The sequence below is a fragment of the Kosakonia quasisacchari genome (genome assembly GCF_004331415.1).
In the GTDB taxonomy this organism is placed as follows: domain Bacteria; phylum Pseudomonadota; class Gammaproteobacteria; order Enterobacterales; family Enterobacteriaceae; genus Kosakonia; species Kosakonia quasisacchari.
Genome location: NZ_SJOP01000001.1, coordinates 112,695 through 127,461, shown reverse-complemented (window position 1 = coordinate 127,461; position 14,767 = coordinate 112,695). Strand labels below are relative to the sequence as shown.

Genomic DNA, 14,767 nt, shown 5'->3' with positions numbered 1-14,767 from the left:
GCATGACGGCACCGGAATTGCATGCCTTCATCAATCCGCGGGAGAAGTCTGCACAAAGCGTGCCTGTGACGTGGCACCGTCGACCATGAGGGGGAATGATGCGAATTAACATTGAAAACCCTGCTGCTGCCAATGCCAGCAGGCTTGAGGAGGCATTTTCCGGGCTATTTACCCAGACGCAGGCGCTGGGTTTTGATGCGGTGATTTATGACTACACGCCGGTTCCGCGCTCACTGGAAGGGACGCTTATCACACCGTCGCTGCTGGAGATGCGTAACGTGCCGGAGGATATGCGCCGCTTGTGGTGCGAGCGCGGCTACTACCAGGTCGACCCGGTGCAGCATTTCGCGCTGGAGAGTTGTGCGCCGTTTGTCTGGTCTTATCAACGCCCGGACAGCGGCGCACTGTATGGCAGGCTGGATGATAACGCCCAGGAAGTGACGCATTACATGCGCGACCACAATATGCCTTGCGGCGCAACGGTGCCGCTGCATTTGCCGCACGGCGGGTTTGTCACCCTCACCGGCATTGTCGCCAGCCAACAACAAACGCGGGATATCAGCGAGACGCTGGCACAATTAACGTTTATCGCCCACCGTTTTCAGGAATCCGCCTTTCCGCTATTCGACGCGTCGTTGCTCACTTGCCGCCATGTCAAATTGAGCAACCGCGAACGCGAATGCCTGGCGTGGTCGGCTGAAGGATTAACGGCGAAAGAGATTGCCCGCAAGCTGCACCGTTCGGTGGCAACCGTAACGTTGCATCTGAATACGGCGGCGAAAAAACTCGGCGCGACCAACCGCGTGCAGGCGGTGGTGCGGGCGCTGCACTACCGCTTGCTCGACAGCTAAATAACTAGCAATTTTGCTAGTGTTCAGCGCTGCCTTTGGCGTTCTAACCTGAAAGCCAGTTCACTTAACAGGGTAGACGTCAACTATGTACACCATACGTGAAGGCTACGTTCCCTTCCGGGAGTATCAGACCTGGTTTCGCATCTGCGGCGATCTGCAAAACGGGCAGACGCCGCTGGTGGTGGCCCACGGCGGTCCCGGTTGCACCCACGACTACGTTGATGCGTTCAAAGATATCGCTGAAACCGGGCGTGCGGTGATCCACTACGATCAATTAGGTAATGGGCGTTCAACCCATCTGCCGGATAAAAGCCCCGATTTCTGGCAACCGGGGCTTTTTCTTGATGAGCTGAACCATCTGCTGCAAGCATTAGAAATCGCCGACGACTACGCGCTGCTCGGCCAATCCTGGGGTGGTATGCTGGCGGCTGAACACGCAGTGACACAACCGCAGGGGCTAAAAGCGATGGTGATCGCCAACTCACCCGCATCGATGGCGCTGTGGCTGGAGGGTGCTGCGAAGCTGCGGGCGCAATTACCCCCGGATGTGCAGGACACGTTGTTAACTCACGAGGCAGCGGGCACAGTGGATAGCGCAGAGTACAAAGCGGCAAGCCAGGTGTTTTATCAGCGCCATGTGTGTCGGCTCGACCCGTGGCCTGCAGAAGTGCAACGCACGTTTGACGCCATGGAGGCCGATCCTACCGTTTACCACGCCATGAATGGCCCCACCGAATTCCACGTTATTGGCAGCATGAAAAACTGGACAATTATCGACCGGTTAAAGCAAGTGCGCGTGCCGACGCTGTTAATTTCCGGGCGTTACGACGAAGCGACGCCGGAAGTGGTGCAACCCTTCAAAGACCATATTACCGGAGCGCAGTGGGTGATTTTTGAGTCCTCAAGCCACATGCCCCATGTCGAAGAGCGGCCGCTGTGCATGAAGACCGTCAGCGACTTTTTACTGGCCACATGCTAAGGCTGTTTGCCCGCACCAGGTTGTGTTGTGAAGCGCCGGCCAGGCGCTTTTTTTATGCGCGCATTGCGGTGTAGAGCGAACAAAGCGCCTGCAAACTTTTGGTGCCGGTGCGCTTCATTAAACCGTTGCGCTGCACACTGACGGTAGTCGGGCTAACACCGCGAATGCGGGCGATATCCTCCACCGAATATCCACGCAGCAGCAGGCGCATAATTTGCTGTTCGGCGCTGGTGAATTTAAATGCGCCGTGGTTGTAACCTGGCTGCTGATTCTGTGCAGATAACAGACTCATCACTTCCAGCGCCTGGCGCAGCTCTTCGACGCGTAACCTTTCGGCCAGACATAATTTCACAAGGCCGGGAAAAAGCAGCGACAGCGAGTCAAAGTGACGTTCTGAAGAGATGAAAATAGAGTAGTGCGCGGGCGGACGGGAGAAAAACAGCGAGTACATTTCCACAATGTCCATTCCCGTGGTGACATATATTGTGGGTTCACCATTGCAAAAACGGCTACCTTTTTCCCTGCTAAGTTGTCTGAGTATTTTCTCAATACCATAAATGAAAAGGCGATCCTTCCCGTAGATAGTCATGTAGGTACTCCAGAGGGTAATGTTTTATTATTTTCCTCTCCGTTAACGGAGGCATGGTCTTTTTTCCTGAATGTGCGGGATGGGTTCAGTCAGATCAAGCGTGATTCTGGCTCGTTTAATGTCTGTTTAGTTTGCAACAACATAAATCACCCTGATTTTCCTTTCTGTACTCTCCCTGATTTGCCCAGTGTATTGCATTTTGTGTCAAATGTTCGTCTTTTATTCCAGGAATAAATTTATTCAGCTATTTATTTACTACTACAAACCATACAAAAACACATACATACACCTATGTATGCAATCAATTTAACTTATTGATTTTAAATGATTTATTATCATTAGGATTATCTTTATAACCGGCTAAAGAATAATTTTTATTCTACTTTTAAATGTTCGATCTCAGTCTCAAAACATCATTTCAAATTGTGTAAAAGTCCGTTCCAGTTGATAGGATAAAGATATCTTGATGCAGACAAAACCGTATTTTGTGTGGTGAATCCCCCTAAGCGGAGGGGTCATGCTGATATGAGGTCATTCTCAATAAAGTTTCATTTTTATGGACGGATTGGGGAGATCGGCACCCAATTCACCGGGAGGCACCCGGCACCACACGCCACTTTAAAAGTAGCATTAACGTTGCTGTCGCTATCAATAATGACGACAACGAAACTATATTTGGCATAATTATTATGCTTGGTAATTATATGAACTTGCAATGAGAGCGAATTAACCATTCCTCTTTGAATTAAAACTATCTGCATTTTTCGCAGAGAACATCTTGTACCTTTTGACTATAAATAATAGGGGATATTATGTTGCGCACTTTGTTATTAGTTACTGTACCTTTTATCAGTATTGCCGCCCATGCGGTAACATTTGATTATCGCCATGAATTAAATGATAGTGGCGGTAATAACCACAAAGATCGTTTATTAATGTCGCACCGTTTTGCTAACGGCTTTGGTTTATCGCTGGAAGGCAAATGGAAAGGTTCGCAAAATAAAGATAAGGCGTATCACGAGACGGTGAGTAATGGTACCGAAGTGGTGGCCAGCTATGTCTATAAAATTAACCCCACCTTCCAGATCGAGCCAGGTTTCTCACTCGACAGTAGCTCCACGGCGAACAACTATCGCCCGTACCTGCGCGGCAAAGTAAACTTTAGCAATGATGTTGGCGCAACGCTGCGCTACCGCCCCTATTTCAAACGTAACTCCAACAACATCGGCACGGCAAAAGACACCAGCGAAAACGGCTATAACCTGACCGCCGCAGTGTCGTGGAAAATTTTCGGTGATTACCAACTCGATTACGAACTGGATTACAAACACGCCACGTCCGCCGGCGTGCTGATTGCAGATAATGAAAACTACGACTGGACGCACGATCTCAAACTGACATACAAACTTGATAAAAACTGGTCGCCATATATTGCCGTGGGCAACGTTTCCGGTAGCAAATATACCGATGAGCGTCAGACTCGTTATCGTGTCGGTGTGAAATATAATTTCTAATAAATAATTGCAGGGTAGCAAACATAAATAAGGGTTTCGGTAGAAATCCTTATTTTTATCTAAGAGGCGAATAATGAAACTGTCAAAAATAGCACTGGCGGTCAGTCTTCTCGGTATCTTCTCCTGCACGGCATTTGCGCAGGAGAGTGCACGATTAAGCAGCGTCAAAGCGTTTGCCGATACGGTCATCGATAAAGCCGGTGACAAACATCACAGCAATGTGCCGCTGCTGGCGGATGGCGTTGATCCACGCACTGGTAAGCAGATGGAGTGGGTCTTTCCGGATGGAAAAACGGCGGTGCTGTCGAACTTCTCCGCGCAGCAGAATCTGATGCGCGTGCTGGTTGGCCTGAGCAACCTGACGGGTGACGCGAAGTATAAAAAACGGGCGGAAGATAATGTCCGTTACTACTTCCAGCACTACCAGGACAAAAGCGGGCTGCTGTTATGGGGCGGGCACCGTTTTATCGATCTGAAAACGCTCGAGCCACAAGGGCCAAGCGAAAAAGAGATGGTCCATGAACTGAAAAATGCCTACCCCTACTACGACTTGATGTTTGCCGTGGACAAACCGGCAACCGCACGCTTTATCCGCGCGTTCTGGAACGCACATGTTTACGACTGGAAAATTCTAGAAACCAGTCGCCACGGCGAATACGGCAAAGAGATGGGCAAACTGTGGGCCAGCCACTTTGAACAGCAACCGCCGTTCTTCGCCACCAAAGGGCTGAGTTTTCTTAATGCTGGCAACGACTTAATTTATTCTGCTTCGCTACTTTATCAATACGATGGCGAGAAAGGCGCGCTTACCTGGGCGAAGCGGTTGGCGGAACAGTATGTATTGCCACGCGATAAAAAGACCGGGTTGGGTGTTTATCAGTTTACGCAAGCGCTGAAACGCGCCGAAACCACCGACGACACCGATACCAACTCAAAGTATGGCGACCGTGCGCAGCGCCAGTTTGGACCGGAGTTTGGCGCCGACGCGCTGGAAGGCAACATGATGCTGAAAGGCCGCACCAGCACGCTCTACTCCGAAAACGCCCTGATGCAGTTAGCGCTGGCAAAATCGCTGGGTGCCGATGGCAACGACATCAAAAAGTGGACGCTTGATGGCCTGAAAGCCTTTGCGCATTACGCCTATGATGAGAAAACCAACACCTTCCGCCCGATGCTGGCAAACGGCACCGACTTGTCGAACTACACGCTGAAACGCGACGGTTATTACGGCAAGAAAGGCACGGTGTTAAAGCCTTATCCGGCGGGGAACGAATTCCTGCTCTCTTATGCCCGCGCCTGGACACTGGCACCGGATGCCGAGATGTGGAAAGTGGCGCGCGGCATTGCCAAAGGCCAGGGGCTGGGTGATATCGGTGAACCGGGCGGTAAAAACAGCAAGCTGGATTTGAACACCAAAAACAGCGAGCCCTATGCCATCTTTGCGCTGATCGATCTGTGGCAATCCACCGGCGACAAAGGCTATCTGACGCTGGCCGATAAGGTGGCAGACAATATTCTGGCGACGAAACGGCTGAATAACTTCTTTGTTGATGAGCCGCAGTACATTTATGCCAATGTCGACAATATCGCGCCTTATGCATTGCTGGCGCTGGAAGCGGCCATGCGCGGCAAACTGGATGCGGTCGCGCCATTCATCAACGGCGCAGGCTTTACCGAAGGCGCGTATCTGCTGGCAGATGGGACCGTACGCTACTCCACCCGCGATGATGAGTTGTTCATGCTCAAACCGGGTGAGCAGTTGAAACCTAACGGTAAAAAGTGATCCCCTCACCTCTCACGGCGCGCCCGTGAGAGGTTTTCATCCGCATCCTTTTTCCCTTCACATGGTATTCTGGCGGCGATCATGACGCCTTTACAGGAATACCCGATGCGATTCGCTTTGAGCTTACTTTTCGCGTTATACCTTCCCTTCGTCAGCGCCACACCCGCCACGGATGCGCAGAAAAGTGTCGCGGCTTTTTATCATTACTATTTGCATGCGTTCGATACCACGCTCCCGCCAGAGATGGTACAAAAACCCGAGATGCGGGCCTGGGTGATGGAAAAATTGTTGACGCGCATTGCCACAGTGTATGAGATGCCCGAACAGGAGTTTCTCGACGCGGATTATTTCACCTATACCCAGGATTACTCCCCGGATTGGATCCCCCGGCTGAAAACCACACCGGCGAAAACCAACGGCAACAGCCAGGTGGTCGATGTCTGGCTCGGTGTAGAAGAGAATAAATCACAACATTTGCAGGTCTGGACGCGTAAGGAAACAGGCGTCTGGAAGATCTGGCGCGTGGTCAATATCACCGATAATTACGAACAAAAACTTTATTAATCACAGCGATGCCGGATATATTCCTCCGGCATTTCCCTCGTTTATTATTAGCATGCAATTTTATTTCCCACTGATTAAATAAGATAGCGACCTTATTATCCGGCCACTAAGAAATAACCATCAAATTGAATTTAATAACACTTAACTCAAATCAAAATATCGATAGACGATCAAAATAACCTTTTCAAGTTATTGGTGAAAAATAATGGATGTTTATTATTTATTGAGATAACTTATGTGATCGAAGTCCAGGAATAATATCCTACACTCTGATTAATTATATTTAAGTTGATTGATATCAACATCCATAAAATAGAACATCTTTTCAAAAAGTTAAAAGACCGTTTTATTAACGCCAATCGCGTTCTGGTCAAAATGTCATGGAGGGTGAAATAGCCAGAGAGCTGGGCCAATGCCAACCTGAAGGGTAATTTCTATTACCGGGGACACATCATGAAAATACTTCGCGACATAACGATCCGCAAAATGCTGCTCATCATTTTAACGCTTTTCAGCATTATTTGGGGACTGGCAACCGTCCTGACATTTCACAACTTTTCGACCATTGACCAATTACTGTCGCAAAACGCCGGGCAAAAAAATGTCTACGCCTTGTTGGTGAAAGGAAATGATCAATATTTCCGCACCGTAACCCGCATGCTGCGCGCCATGGATTACCAGCAAACCGGCGATGATGAAAATGCGAATAAAACATTCGCCTCCGCTGAAAAAGCACTGGCCATTACCCAGGATATGCTGGCGAAGTTTCGCGCCAGCCAGCACCCAGGTGTCGATAGTGAAACCGTTGCCGCAATGATCCGCGACTGGGACGCCCTGCTCAACAACGGCATTGTACCAATGCTGAATGCAGCCAAAAATAAACAGCCGGATACCTTTCGCGACTTATTTCGTAAAACCTATCCGCCGCTGAGCGTACAGTTTGGCGCAACGGCGGAAAAATACACGCAAGCGATCCAGTCCAACGATTTACTGGATCAAACACAGGAACAGGTGATCTTTAATAAATATGTGCTCGCTGCCGCCTTAATTGCCGGTATCCTCACGCTGCTTCTCACCGACCGCTACCTGGTGAATTTCCTGGTCAAACCGCTGCGCATGATCCAAAAACACATGGAAACCATGGCCGCCGGTAAACTGAGTAACGAATTGCACGAATTTGGCCGTAACTGCCCCGGACAACTGATTCCCTTCATTCGCACCATGCAAGAGAGCCTGAGAACCACGGTGGAAACTATTCAGGATAGTTCGACCAGCATTTACCGCAGCACGAATGAAATCAGAGAAGGCAACGAGGAGCTTTCCGGGCGTACCGATCAGCAAGCGGCCGCGCTGCAACAGACCGCCGCCAGCATGGAAGAGCTCACCTCAACTGTGCGTAACAACGCGGAGAACGTGCGCGAAGCCCGTAAACTGACGGAAAACGCTCAGCAGACCGCGCAAAAAGGTGGCGAAATCACCGCGACCGTGGTGAAAACCATGCACGGGATTTCCGAAAGCTCGCAGAAAATTGCTGATATTACCAACGTGATCAACAGCATTTCGTTCCAGACCAATTTGCTGGCACTGAACGCGGCGGTTGAAGCGGCACGTGCCGGGGAGCAAGGCCGTGGATTTGCCGTGGTAGCCAGTGAAGTCCGTGCGCTGGCAAGCCGCAGCGCACAGGCGGCAAAAGAGATCGAAACGCTGATTCATGAATCCGTCTCCCGCGTTAAAACCGGGGCCGAACAGGTTCAGGAAGCCGGTGGCGCAATGGCGGTAATTATCAACTCGATCGAACATGTGAATAAATTAATGACGGAGATTTCCGTCGCCTCCGATGAACAAAGCCGTGGTATCGACCAGATTGGCCAGGCAATGACCGAAATGGACGGCGTAACACAGCAAAACGCCGTGCTGGTGCAGGAAGCGAAAGCTAACGCCGTCTCACTGGAAAAAGAGGCTGAGCGCCTGAATAAAACCATCGCCATGTTTGATTCTGGCATGAAAGAGAACCGCCGGGGTACGCAGCCGGGCAGAAGCACGGTACGTCAATCGCCGCAGCTGGCGCTGGCATCCACATCAACAGGTGAAAGCCGCGATAACTGGCAATCCTTCTGAGTCCATTTCTGTTCTTTCACTACGCCCGAAGCTTCGCGCTTCGGGCTTTTTTATTTGTATTACAATCACCTATCATGCTTATTACGCTGTGATTTTGATAAATGGCGGAAATATATCGGTGTGCTAAATTTCTCTGTAGACAAATACGGGAGGGATAACGCATGAAGTTCAATGATGAGCACACGGGACTCATTGGATTAGCCATCGGCGCGGCCGTGATCGGCCTCGTTTCAGAACGCAAAGCCATCAGCCGTGACAGCATCGTGCAGGAGATTGAACGGCAAGGCAGAAGCAGGGGCGATGGCGTAGAAGATGACGTATTCCTCAAAGCGGCAGAGTTGGTGCGTAAAGGGGTGTAGCGCACCAACAACGGTGAACCTGACGGAATGGCAAGCTCACCGATTCATGCTTTATTTAACCGTTCCTTTCACTCCGTGCGGTTCGGCACGGCGGTATTGCAGCGCGATATGTACCGCGCCGTGCAAAGCGGCGGCGGCGTGCCACGGCCAGCGTGGATCGTAGAGCGCGCCTCTTGCCAGCGCGATAAGATCGGCCTCTCCTTGCTGCAAAATATCTTCTGCATGCTGTGGTTCGGTAATCAACCCCACGGCGATAACCGGCATACGGGTCTGCTGGCGCAACGCGTTGGCAAACGGCACCTGATAACCCGCCGTCACCTTAATGCTTTGCAACGGTGAAAGCCCACCGCTGGAGACGTGAACATACGCGCCGCCCAGGGATTCAATTTTTTTCGTCAGCACCACCGATTGTTCCAGATCCCATCCGCCTTCTACCCAGTCAGTCGCCGAAATGCGAATGCCTACGGCAACGGAAGCCGGTACCGCTTCACGCACGGCGCGAAATACCTCTTGTGTGAAACGAAGGCGATTTTCAAGGCTGCCGCCATACTCATCGCTGCGCTGGTTGGAAAGCGGCGAGAGAAACTGATGCAGCAAATAACCGTGCGCCGCGTGGATTTCAATCACCTCGATACCCAACGCCACCGCACGCAAGGCGCTGGCGACAAACGCTTGTTTAACCCGCGCCAAATCTTGTTTCGTCATTTCAAGCGGCGGGCGTTCTGCTGGATCGTGCACCAGCGCGGAAGCAGAGATCGTTTGCCAGCCGCCCTCTTGCGGCGAAAGCTGTTTTCCGCCCAGCCACGGCGCGCTGACCGACGCCTTACGCCCGGCGTGACCAAGCTGGATGCCGATTTTCACCGGCGAGTACTGGCGAATATCGTCCAGCACCACGCGCAGCGCCTGCTCAGTTTCGTCATCCCACAGGCCGAGATCCTGCGGCGAAATTCGCCCTTGCGGCTCAACGGCGGTGGCTTCGATGATCAGCAGCCCGGCACCGGAGAGCGCCAGGTTACCTAAATGGATCCGATGCCAGGCGGTCGCTTTCCCTTCCTCGGCAGAATACTGGCACATCGGGGCGATAACGATGCGGTTATCCAGCGCAACGTCACCAATATTAACTTCTGTGAATAATTTGCTCATATCTCATCCTTTTCCGGTTTCGCAAATGGCGCTCCCGGACGGCAACAGTGTGAATGGTTTGCATGACTTTCAGCCAATTTTCCGGGCTTGTCTTTGGCGGCACGTGCCCTTTTCACGGCATTTACCTTTGATAACACAATGAAATGACTGACGAATTATAGCTGCGTGACGCCGCGGGCTGCGGCCTCATCCCGCCATCTCAACAACAAAGAATAGTCTTGTCGTGCGACCACGCTAAAACCACCAATCAACGCCCTGGCACATATTTCACCAAAACGCGCGGCGCTGACCAGTTGCTGCAACGCCTCTCTTAGAGATGCGAGCGTGGCGGCGCTGCTGTGTTGCGCCGTGATCAGCGGTAACCCCGGCGCTAACGGGCTTTGCGCTATCACACACAGCCCATGCAACAGCGAGGGTTCGTCGCGTTGCAATAAGGCCAACGTCACGCAGTCGATGGCAGCGATATCCGCCGTACGGTTGCCCAGCGCCACCAGCGATTGCCGGTGGCTGCCGCTGAAATGGGGAGCATCGGCGAAAAAGCGTCCTTCGCCCGGAAGCTGCGAAACCAGATAACGCAGCACGTTATAACCTGATTGCGAATCGGCGGAATTACACACCACGCGACGCCCGCGAAAATCCGCGAGCGAAGTACCGCGATCCTCATCACGCGCCACCAGCAGGCTGCGATAGCGAAAACCTTCACAGCCCGACGCAAGATAGTGGAAGCAGCCAACAAGCTGCACATTCGGTAATTGCGTAACCAGCGGGTAGCCGCAGGTCTGGCTGAGCAGCACATCATCACGCCGCCAGTGGGCAAGCAGATCGCCTTGCGGCCAGAGTTGCTGCGCCTGTAGCCCGCGTTCCGCCAGCAGTTCACACAAAGCCTGACCCAGCGCTGCTGTTTCTGGTGGTGCGACGTTATACATCGGCAGGGAAAGGTTATTCACTGCGTACTTTGCTTGCAGGGTGTGCATTGACCTCTACCGGGGTAAAGAAAAACCGTCGTAACCATTCACTATAGCCGCGCACCAGAAACCCGCTATTGCGTTGCTGGTACGCTGCTTTGTCACGCAGGTAAACCGTTCGCAAGCCGTACCACGGCACAGCGGGCAGATCGTGATGCACGGAATGGTAGTTGAGGTTAAGAAACAGCAGACGCCACGGCCACGCGGCTTCATTGATCACCGAACGCGCTAACGGATCATCTGCTGCGCGGTGTTCGAGAAAAGAACGGACTTTCGTGATAGCCAGCGCCGGGTAGCTGACCATCAGCACAAACCAAACAATGGAAAAATCACAGTGGATAAGCCAGGCGAAGGTCACAACCAACAGCGCAACGTGTACCAGCCACATCAGCATGGTTTTACCTTGCCGCAAGCGAAACGCCGCCACCATTCCCGCCAGCAAGTGCGCAATATCCAGCGCCGGAGCAAGCAGTAAACGGCCAGCAAAGGTGTTACGCAACTGAATCAGTTTTCGCTGCCAGCGAGTCAGGCGATGCCAGTGTTGAGTGGAAAAATAGTAGGATTCCGGGTCATCCTCCGGCAACGTCAGCAAGTGTGTGCGGTGGTGAGCCAGGTGTGAATCACGATAGATCCCGTACGGATACCACACCGCCAGCGGCATTAACCCCAATAATTGGTTAAACCTCACCCAGCGCGTGGGGTGCCCATGGATGAGCTCATGCTGCACCGACAAATACCAGGTGGTGAAGAGGATCAAAAGTGCGGTTGCAGGCAGCAGGCCGAGCGTTTTCCAGTGTGCGAGCGTACCGAACCAACCGCCATATACGGTAACAATCACCAGCCAGGTCGGCAGCTCGCTGCGCCACAGCCAACTGCGCGATAACCGCCGGACGGCTGCTCGCTGTTGTTCATTTAAATAAACCGCGCTGCTTGTCGCCATTCACTCGTTCACTCCCCGCATTCTCATGTCGCCACGATGTGAGAGAACGCCGGAAATAACAAAGTATTTAAATGGCTTAGCTATTGCTGAAAATCGCTTAATACGGCGGCATCTCAGACCACTTTGCCACGCGGATCATCAACCTGTTGCCGCTGGCCCCTCTGGCACCACGGCATCAATAAGGGTGTGCCTGCCTCGGGTGAACGCGATAGTAAACGCTAACCACACGCCTGTAGCTGGCAGTTTGTCATGGTCGGCGCTGGAAAAGTGCAGACTTGCAGAGGCGTTCATGCTGCTTCCTTAACGGGCGATGAATTATGCGCGGTTTCACTGCGTGTCGCATCGTTACGGCGTGTTGATAAATACCCAAATGCTGGCAAGCCGACCATCGCGCACGGTGAAAATATCTTCGCCGCGTATCAGGTTCGGATTTTCCTGCGGGCCATAACCCCAGGTAACGCGCCCTAAACCATGGTTCCACGTCACCGAATCAGGTGTGAACGAAAACCCAGGATGCTCACGTTGCACACGAGAAATCAGTGCCGCAACGTTCTGGTATCCAGTTGCCACATCGGCGTAATCCGCAACGAAAAAATCATCGGTATAGACCTCAGAAAAGGTGGCGATCTGTTGTTCAGGGTGCGCGCCATTCCAGATAACAAAATGCTTGTCGATCAGCTGCTGAGCGACCAAAAGTGCTGAAGCGTGCATGTTCTGCTCCTGCGTTACGGGCTGGCACAGCGACGGCCAGCCCGGCGTGGTGAATTAAATCTGCGCCATGCCGCCATCAACGAACAGCTCAGCGCCATTGATAAAGCTGGAAGCGTCCGACGCGAGAAACGCCACCACTTTGCCAATCTCTTGCGGTTCACCTAAACGGCCCAACGGAACCTGGGCTGCCAGCGCGTCAAACAAGCCCTGACGATGCTCATCCGGCACCAGATCACCCAAACCTGGCGTGCGGACAGGCCCCGGGCTGACCACGTTAACGCGGATACCGCGACCTTGCAGATCCAGCGCCCACGAGCGGGCAAAGTTACGAACCGCCGCTTTGCTGGCGCTGTAAACGCTGAAACTGGCGGTGCCTTTCACTGATGTCGTCGAGCCGGTGAGAATAATCGATGCGCCATTCACCAACAGCGGCAGTGCTTTTTGCACGGTAAACAGCACGCCGCGCACGTTGGTGGCGAAAATGCGGTCGAAATGTTCTTCGGTAATCGCCCCCAGCGGCAACATATCGCCGCCACCCGCGTTGGCAAACAGAATGTCGAGCCGCCCGGCGCTTTTCGCAATCTGGGCAAAGACAGCGTCAAGATCCGCCATTACCGAAGCATCGGCACGAATCCCTGTAGCGCTGGAACCAATGCGTTCAACTGCTGCGTCCAGCTCCGCCTGCCGACGACCAGTAATAAAGACGCGCGCGCCCTGCTCTACCAGTTCTTGTGCAGTCGCCAGACCAATGCCGCTTGTCCCACCAGTTACCAGTGCGATTTTGCCATTCAGTTGTGTACTCATGTTCTCATCCTCGGTTCAGTTAAGGGATATTCCTACGGCAAACCAGGTTGCCGTCTCAGGTATGGCGCTACTCTACCTTTCACGGTTTTATTGAAAAATACCGAAAAATGAAAATGACTATTCACTGCTGTGTATAATCAACCTCACACCGACGGAGGAACTCGCATGGATCAATTACTGGCAATACGCGCTTTCGCCCGCGTGGTCGAAGCGGGAAACTTTACCCGCGCGGCAGATTCGCTGGAGATGCCCAACGCGACATTGAGCAAACTGGTGCAAGAGCTGGAAGCGCACCTTGGCGTGCGGTTATTGCAGCGCACCACCCGTCGCGTAACGGTGACTCCGGAAGGGCGCGACTATTATGAAAAAACGACCCGTATTCTGCGCGATCTCGAAGATGTCGACGGATCGTTCAATGCCGCACGCGGCACGCCAGGCGGGCAGCTTCGCGTCGATATTGGCGGCTCCACGGCGAAAGATGTGTTGATCCCCGCGCTGCCGGATTTTCTGGCGCGTTATCCAGATATTCGCCTCGATTTAGGCGTTGCCGACCGAGCCGTGGATTTGATCAGCGATAATGTGGATTGCGTGATCCGTGGCGGGCCACTGGATAGCTCCTCGCTGATTGCCCGCCGCATTGGCTCCGCCACACTCATCACCTGTGCAACGCCGGAATATTTGAAAACATTTGGTACGCCTGCTTACCCGGACGAGCTAAAGAACGGCCACCGACTGGTCAGCTACCTTTCGCCGCAAACCGGCAGGGCTTTCCCGTTGCGTTTTGAGCGCGATGGCGAAAAAACTGAAATTAAAGTTGCGCACCGGATTGGTATTAATGAGAGCAATGCGCATCTTGCCGCCGGGTTGGCGGGATTAGGGATTATCCAGACCTTCAGTTACTCACTCGGTGTAGCGCTAAAAGCAGGCACGCTGGTGGAGATCCTGCGCCCATGGCGACCAGAGCCGTACCCTTTTCATGTGGTGTATCCACAAAACCGCCACGTTACTCATCGTCTACGTGTTTTTATTGACTGGCTGTTGGAGATATTTCCCCAGCGAGTGAGCAAATAACCACAAAATAAGCCTGAGTAGATAAATGGCACCGCGTAAACATCGTGGAAACACGCTGAACGCAATATCCATTCCCGTCATGCAAATAACCTCTCTTACGTTGCTGGCGTAAATAATAGCCGTGGCTGCACGCAGCCTCGTTACGCCTGAAAAATGGCTTTTAGCCGTGGTTTTTCACCACAACATACATCGCCGCGTTAGATTTATCTGTAAGCGACAAAATAGGCTTCATAACCCTATAAAATTCCGCAGTGAACATGGCTTCCCTGTTGTGCCAGATATCCATTCTTCCTCCATTCTTCCATCATAATTAAATGTGATCCTGCCGCTTCATTCAGCTTATGGTGCGCAAACTCTATTTACTTAAGAAACGACT

At 52.4% G+C, this 14,767-nt stretch carries 16 protein-coding genes; 8 read left to right on the top strand and 8 right to left on the bottom strand.

Going from position 1 to position 14,767, the window contains the following annotated elements; genetic code table 11:
• Positions 1-95 precede the first annotated feature (95 nt).
• On the top strand, positions 96-851 hold the full coding sequence (locus E0L21_RS00625) for a helix-turn-helix transcriptional regulator (RefSeq protein ID WP_131406141.1): 756 nt from the start codon (positions 96-98) through the stop codon (positions 849-851).
• 85 nt (positions 852-936) lie between these two features.
• A complete protein-coding gene (locus tag E0L21_RS00620; protein WP_131406140.1) occupies positions 937-1,830 on the top strand; it encodes a proline iminopeptidase-family hydrolase in 894 nt (297 codons plus the stop codon).
• Positions 1,831-1,882: 52 nt separating this feature from the next.
• On the opposite strand, the gene E0L21_RS00615 is transcribed toward E0L21_RS00620, so the two are convergent.
• Entirely contained in the window at positions 1,883-2,419 is a 537-nt protein-coding gene (locus E0L21_RS00615; RefSeq protein WP_131406139.1) for a helix-turn-helix transcriptional regulator, read from the bottom strand.
• A gap of 812 nt (positions 2,420-3,231) precedes the next feature.
• Between E0L21_RS00615 and E0L21_RS00610 the strand changes: the two genes are divergently transcribed.
• The 5 genes from E0L21_RS00610 to E0L21_RS00590 all read left to right on the top strand — a co-directional run bounded on the left by E0L21_RS00610 (position 3,232) and on the right by E0L21_RS00590 (position 8,757).
• Positions 3,232-3,933 (top strand): oligogalacturonate-specific porin KdgM family protein, encoded by a 702-nt coding sequence (locus tag E0L21_RS00610; RefSeq protein ID WP_131406138.1) that lies wholly within the window; start codon positions 3,232-3,234, stop codon positions 3,931-3,933.
• A 73-nt stretch (positions 3,934-4,006) separates the two neighbouring features.
• Positions 4,007-5,716, top strand: a complete 1,710-nt coding sequence (locus E0L21_RS00605) for a pectate lyase (RefSeq protein ID WP_131406137.1) — start codon at positions 4,007-4,009, stop codon at positions 5,714-5,716.
• 105 nt (positions 5,717-5,821) lie between these two features.
• Entirely contained in the window at positions 5,822-6,280 is a 459-nt protein-coding gene (locus E0L21_RS00600; protein WP_131406136.1) for a DUF3828 domain-containing protein, read from the top strand.
• Between the two features lie 453 nt (positions 6,281-6,733).
• On the top strand, positions 6,734-8,398 hold the full coding sequence (locus E0L21_RS00595; RefSeq protein WP_131406135.1) for a methyl-accepting chemotaxis protein: 1,665 nt from the start codon (positions 6,734-6,736) through the stop codon (positions 8,396-8,398).
• 161 nt (positions 8,399-8,559) lie between these two features.
• Complete coding sequence (locus tag E0L21_RS00590; RefSeq protein ID WP_131406134.1) at positions 8,560-8,757, top strand: hypothetical protein; 198 nt, start codon at positions 8,560-8,562, stop codon at positions 8,755-8,757.
• 51 nt (positions 8,758-8,808) lie between these two features.
• On the opposite strand, the gene E0L21_RS00585 is transcribed toward E0L21_RS00590, so the two are convergent.
• The 6 genes from E0L21_RS00585 to E0L21_RS00565 form a co-directional block, all read right to left on the bottom strand.
• Positions 8,809-9,900 carry an NADH:flavin oxidoreductase/NADH oxidase gene (locus tag E0L21_RS00585; RefSeq protein ID WP_131406133.1) on the bottom strand — a complete coding sequence of 364 codons (1,092 nt, stop codon included), beginning with the start codon at positions 9,898-9,900 and terminating at the stop codon, positions 8,809-8,811.
• 155 nt (positions 9,901-10,055) lie between these two features.
• On the bottom strand, positions 10,056-10,874 hold the full coding sequence (locus E0L21_RS00580; protein WP_131406132.1) for a phosphate/phosphite/phosphonate ABC transporter substrate-binding protein: 819 nt from the start codon (positions 10,872-10,874) through the stop codon (positions 10,056-10,058).
• Positions 10,840-11,805 (bottom strand): fatty acid desaturase, encoded by a 966-nt coding sequence (locus E0L21_RS00575; protein WP_131406131.1) that lies wholly within the window; start codon positions 11,803-11,805, stop codon positions 10,840-10,842. Before E0L21_RS00575 ends, E0L21_RS00580 begins: the two co-directional genes overlap by 35 nt.
• A 138-nt stretch (positions 11,806-11,943) precedes the next feature.
• Complete coding sequence (locus tag E0L21_RS24900) at positions 11,944-12,096, bottom strand: hypothetical protein (RefSeq protein ID WP_165501860.1); 153 nt, start codon at positions 12,094-12,096, stop codon at positions 11,944-11,946.
• Positions 12,097-12,150: 54 nt separating this feature from the next.
• Positions 12,151-12,516: a nuclear transport factor 2-like protein gene (locus E0L21_RS00570; RefSeq protein WP_131406130.1), complete on the bottom strand. Its 366-nt coding sequence runs from the start codon at positions 12,514-12,516 to the stop codon at positions 12,151-12,153.
• Positions 12,517-12,570: 54 nt separating this feature from the next.
• The gene (locus E0L21_RS00565) at positions 12,571-13,320 is read right to left on the bottom strand and encodes a glucose 1-dehydrogenase (protein WP_131406129.1); all 750 of its coding nucleotides are present in this window, start codon (positions 13,318-13,320) and stop codon (positions 12,571-12,573) included.
• A 165-nt stretch (positions 13,321-13,485) separates the two neighbouring features.
• Here E0L21_RS00565 and E0L21_RS00560 point away from each other — a divergent pair, with 165 nt between their 5' ends.
• Positions 13,486-14,391, top strand: coding sequence for a LysR family transcriptional regulator (locus tag E0L21_RS00560; protein ID WP_131406128.1), 906 nt, complete (start codon positions 13,486-13,488; stop codon positions 14,389-14,391).
• Between the two features lie 160 nt (positions 14,392-14,551).
• Here E0L21_RS00560 and E0L21_RS25360 read toward each other — a convergent pair whose 3' ends face one another.
• Positions 14,552-14,677, bottom strand: coding sequence for a hypothetical protein (locus tag E0L21_RS25360; RefSeq protein WP_268886885.1), 126 nt, complete (start codon positions 14,675-14,677; stop codon positions 14,552-14,554).
• Between the last annotated feature and the right edge of the window lie 90 nt (positions 14,678-14,767).

Bases quoted from the DNA above. Each gene is read 5' to 3' on its own strand.
- E0L21_RS00625 (WP_131406141.1), top strand. From the start codon at position 96: ATGATGCGAATTAACATTGAAAACCCTGCTGCTGCCAATGCCAGCAGG.
- E0L21_RS00560 (WP_131406128.1), top strand. From the start codon at position 13,486: ATGGATCAATTACTGGCAATACGCGCTTTCGCCCGCGTGGTCGAAGCG.
- E0L21_RS00605 (WP_131406137.1), top strand. From the start codon at position 4,007: ATGAAACTGTCAAAAATAGCACTGGCGGTCAGTCTTCTCGGTATCTTC.
- E0L21_RS00570 (WP_131406130.1), bottom strand. From the start codon at position 12,516: ATGCACGCTTCAGCACTTTTGGTCGCTCAGCAGCTGATCGACAAGCAT.
- E0L21_RS00620 (WP_131406140.1), top strand. From the start codon at position 937: ATGTACACCATACGTGAAGGCTACGTTCCCTTCCGGGAGTATCAGACC.
- E0L21_RS00610 (WP_131406138.1), top strand. From the start codon at position 3,232: ATGTTGCGCACTTTGTTATTAGTTACTGTACCTTTTATCAGTATTGCC.
- E0L21_RS00580 (WP_131406132.1), bottom strand. From the start codon at position 10,874: ATGCACACCCTGCAAGCAAAGTACGCAGTGAATAACCTTTCCCTGCCG.
- E0L21_RS00615 (WP_131406139.1), bottom strand. From the start codon at position 2,419: ATGACTATCTACGGGAAGGATCGCCTTTTCATTTATGGTATTGAGAAA.
- E0L21_RS24900 (WP_165501860.1), bottom strand. From the start codon at position 12,096: ATGAACGCCTCTGCAAGTCTGCACTTTTCCAGCGCCGACCATGACAAA.
- E0L21_RS00565 (WP_131406129.1), bottom strand. From the start codon at position 13,320: ATGAGTACACAACTGAATGGCAAAATCGCACTGGTAACTGGTGGGACA.
- E0L21_RS00590 (WP_131406134.1), top strand. From the start codon at position 8,560: ATGAAGTTCAATGATGAGCACACGGGACTCATTGGATTAGCCATCGGC.
- E0L21_RS00600 (WP_131406136.1), top strand. From the start codon at position 5,822: ATGCGATTCGCTTTGAGCTTACTTTTCGCGTTATACCTTCCCTTCGTC.
- E0L21_RS00575 (WP_131406131.1), bottom strand. From the start codon at position 11,805: ATGGCGACAAGCAGCGCGGTTTATTTAAATGAACAACAGCGAGCAGCC.
- E0L21_RS00595 (WP_131406135.1), top strand. From the start codon at position 6,734: ATGAAAATACTTCGCGACATAACGATCCGCAAAATGCTGCTCATCATT.
- E0L21_RS00585 (WP_131406133.1), bottom strand. From the start codon at position 9,900: ATGAGCAAATTATTCACAGAAGTTAATATTGGTGACGTTGCGCTGGAT.
- E0L21_RS25360 (WP_268886885.1), bottom strand. From the start codon at position 14,677: ATGGATATCTGGCACAACAGGGAAGCCATGTTCACTGCGGAATTTTAT.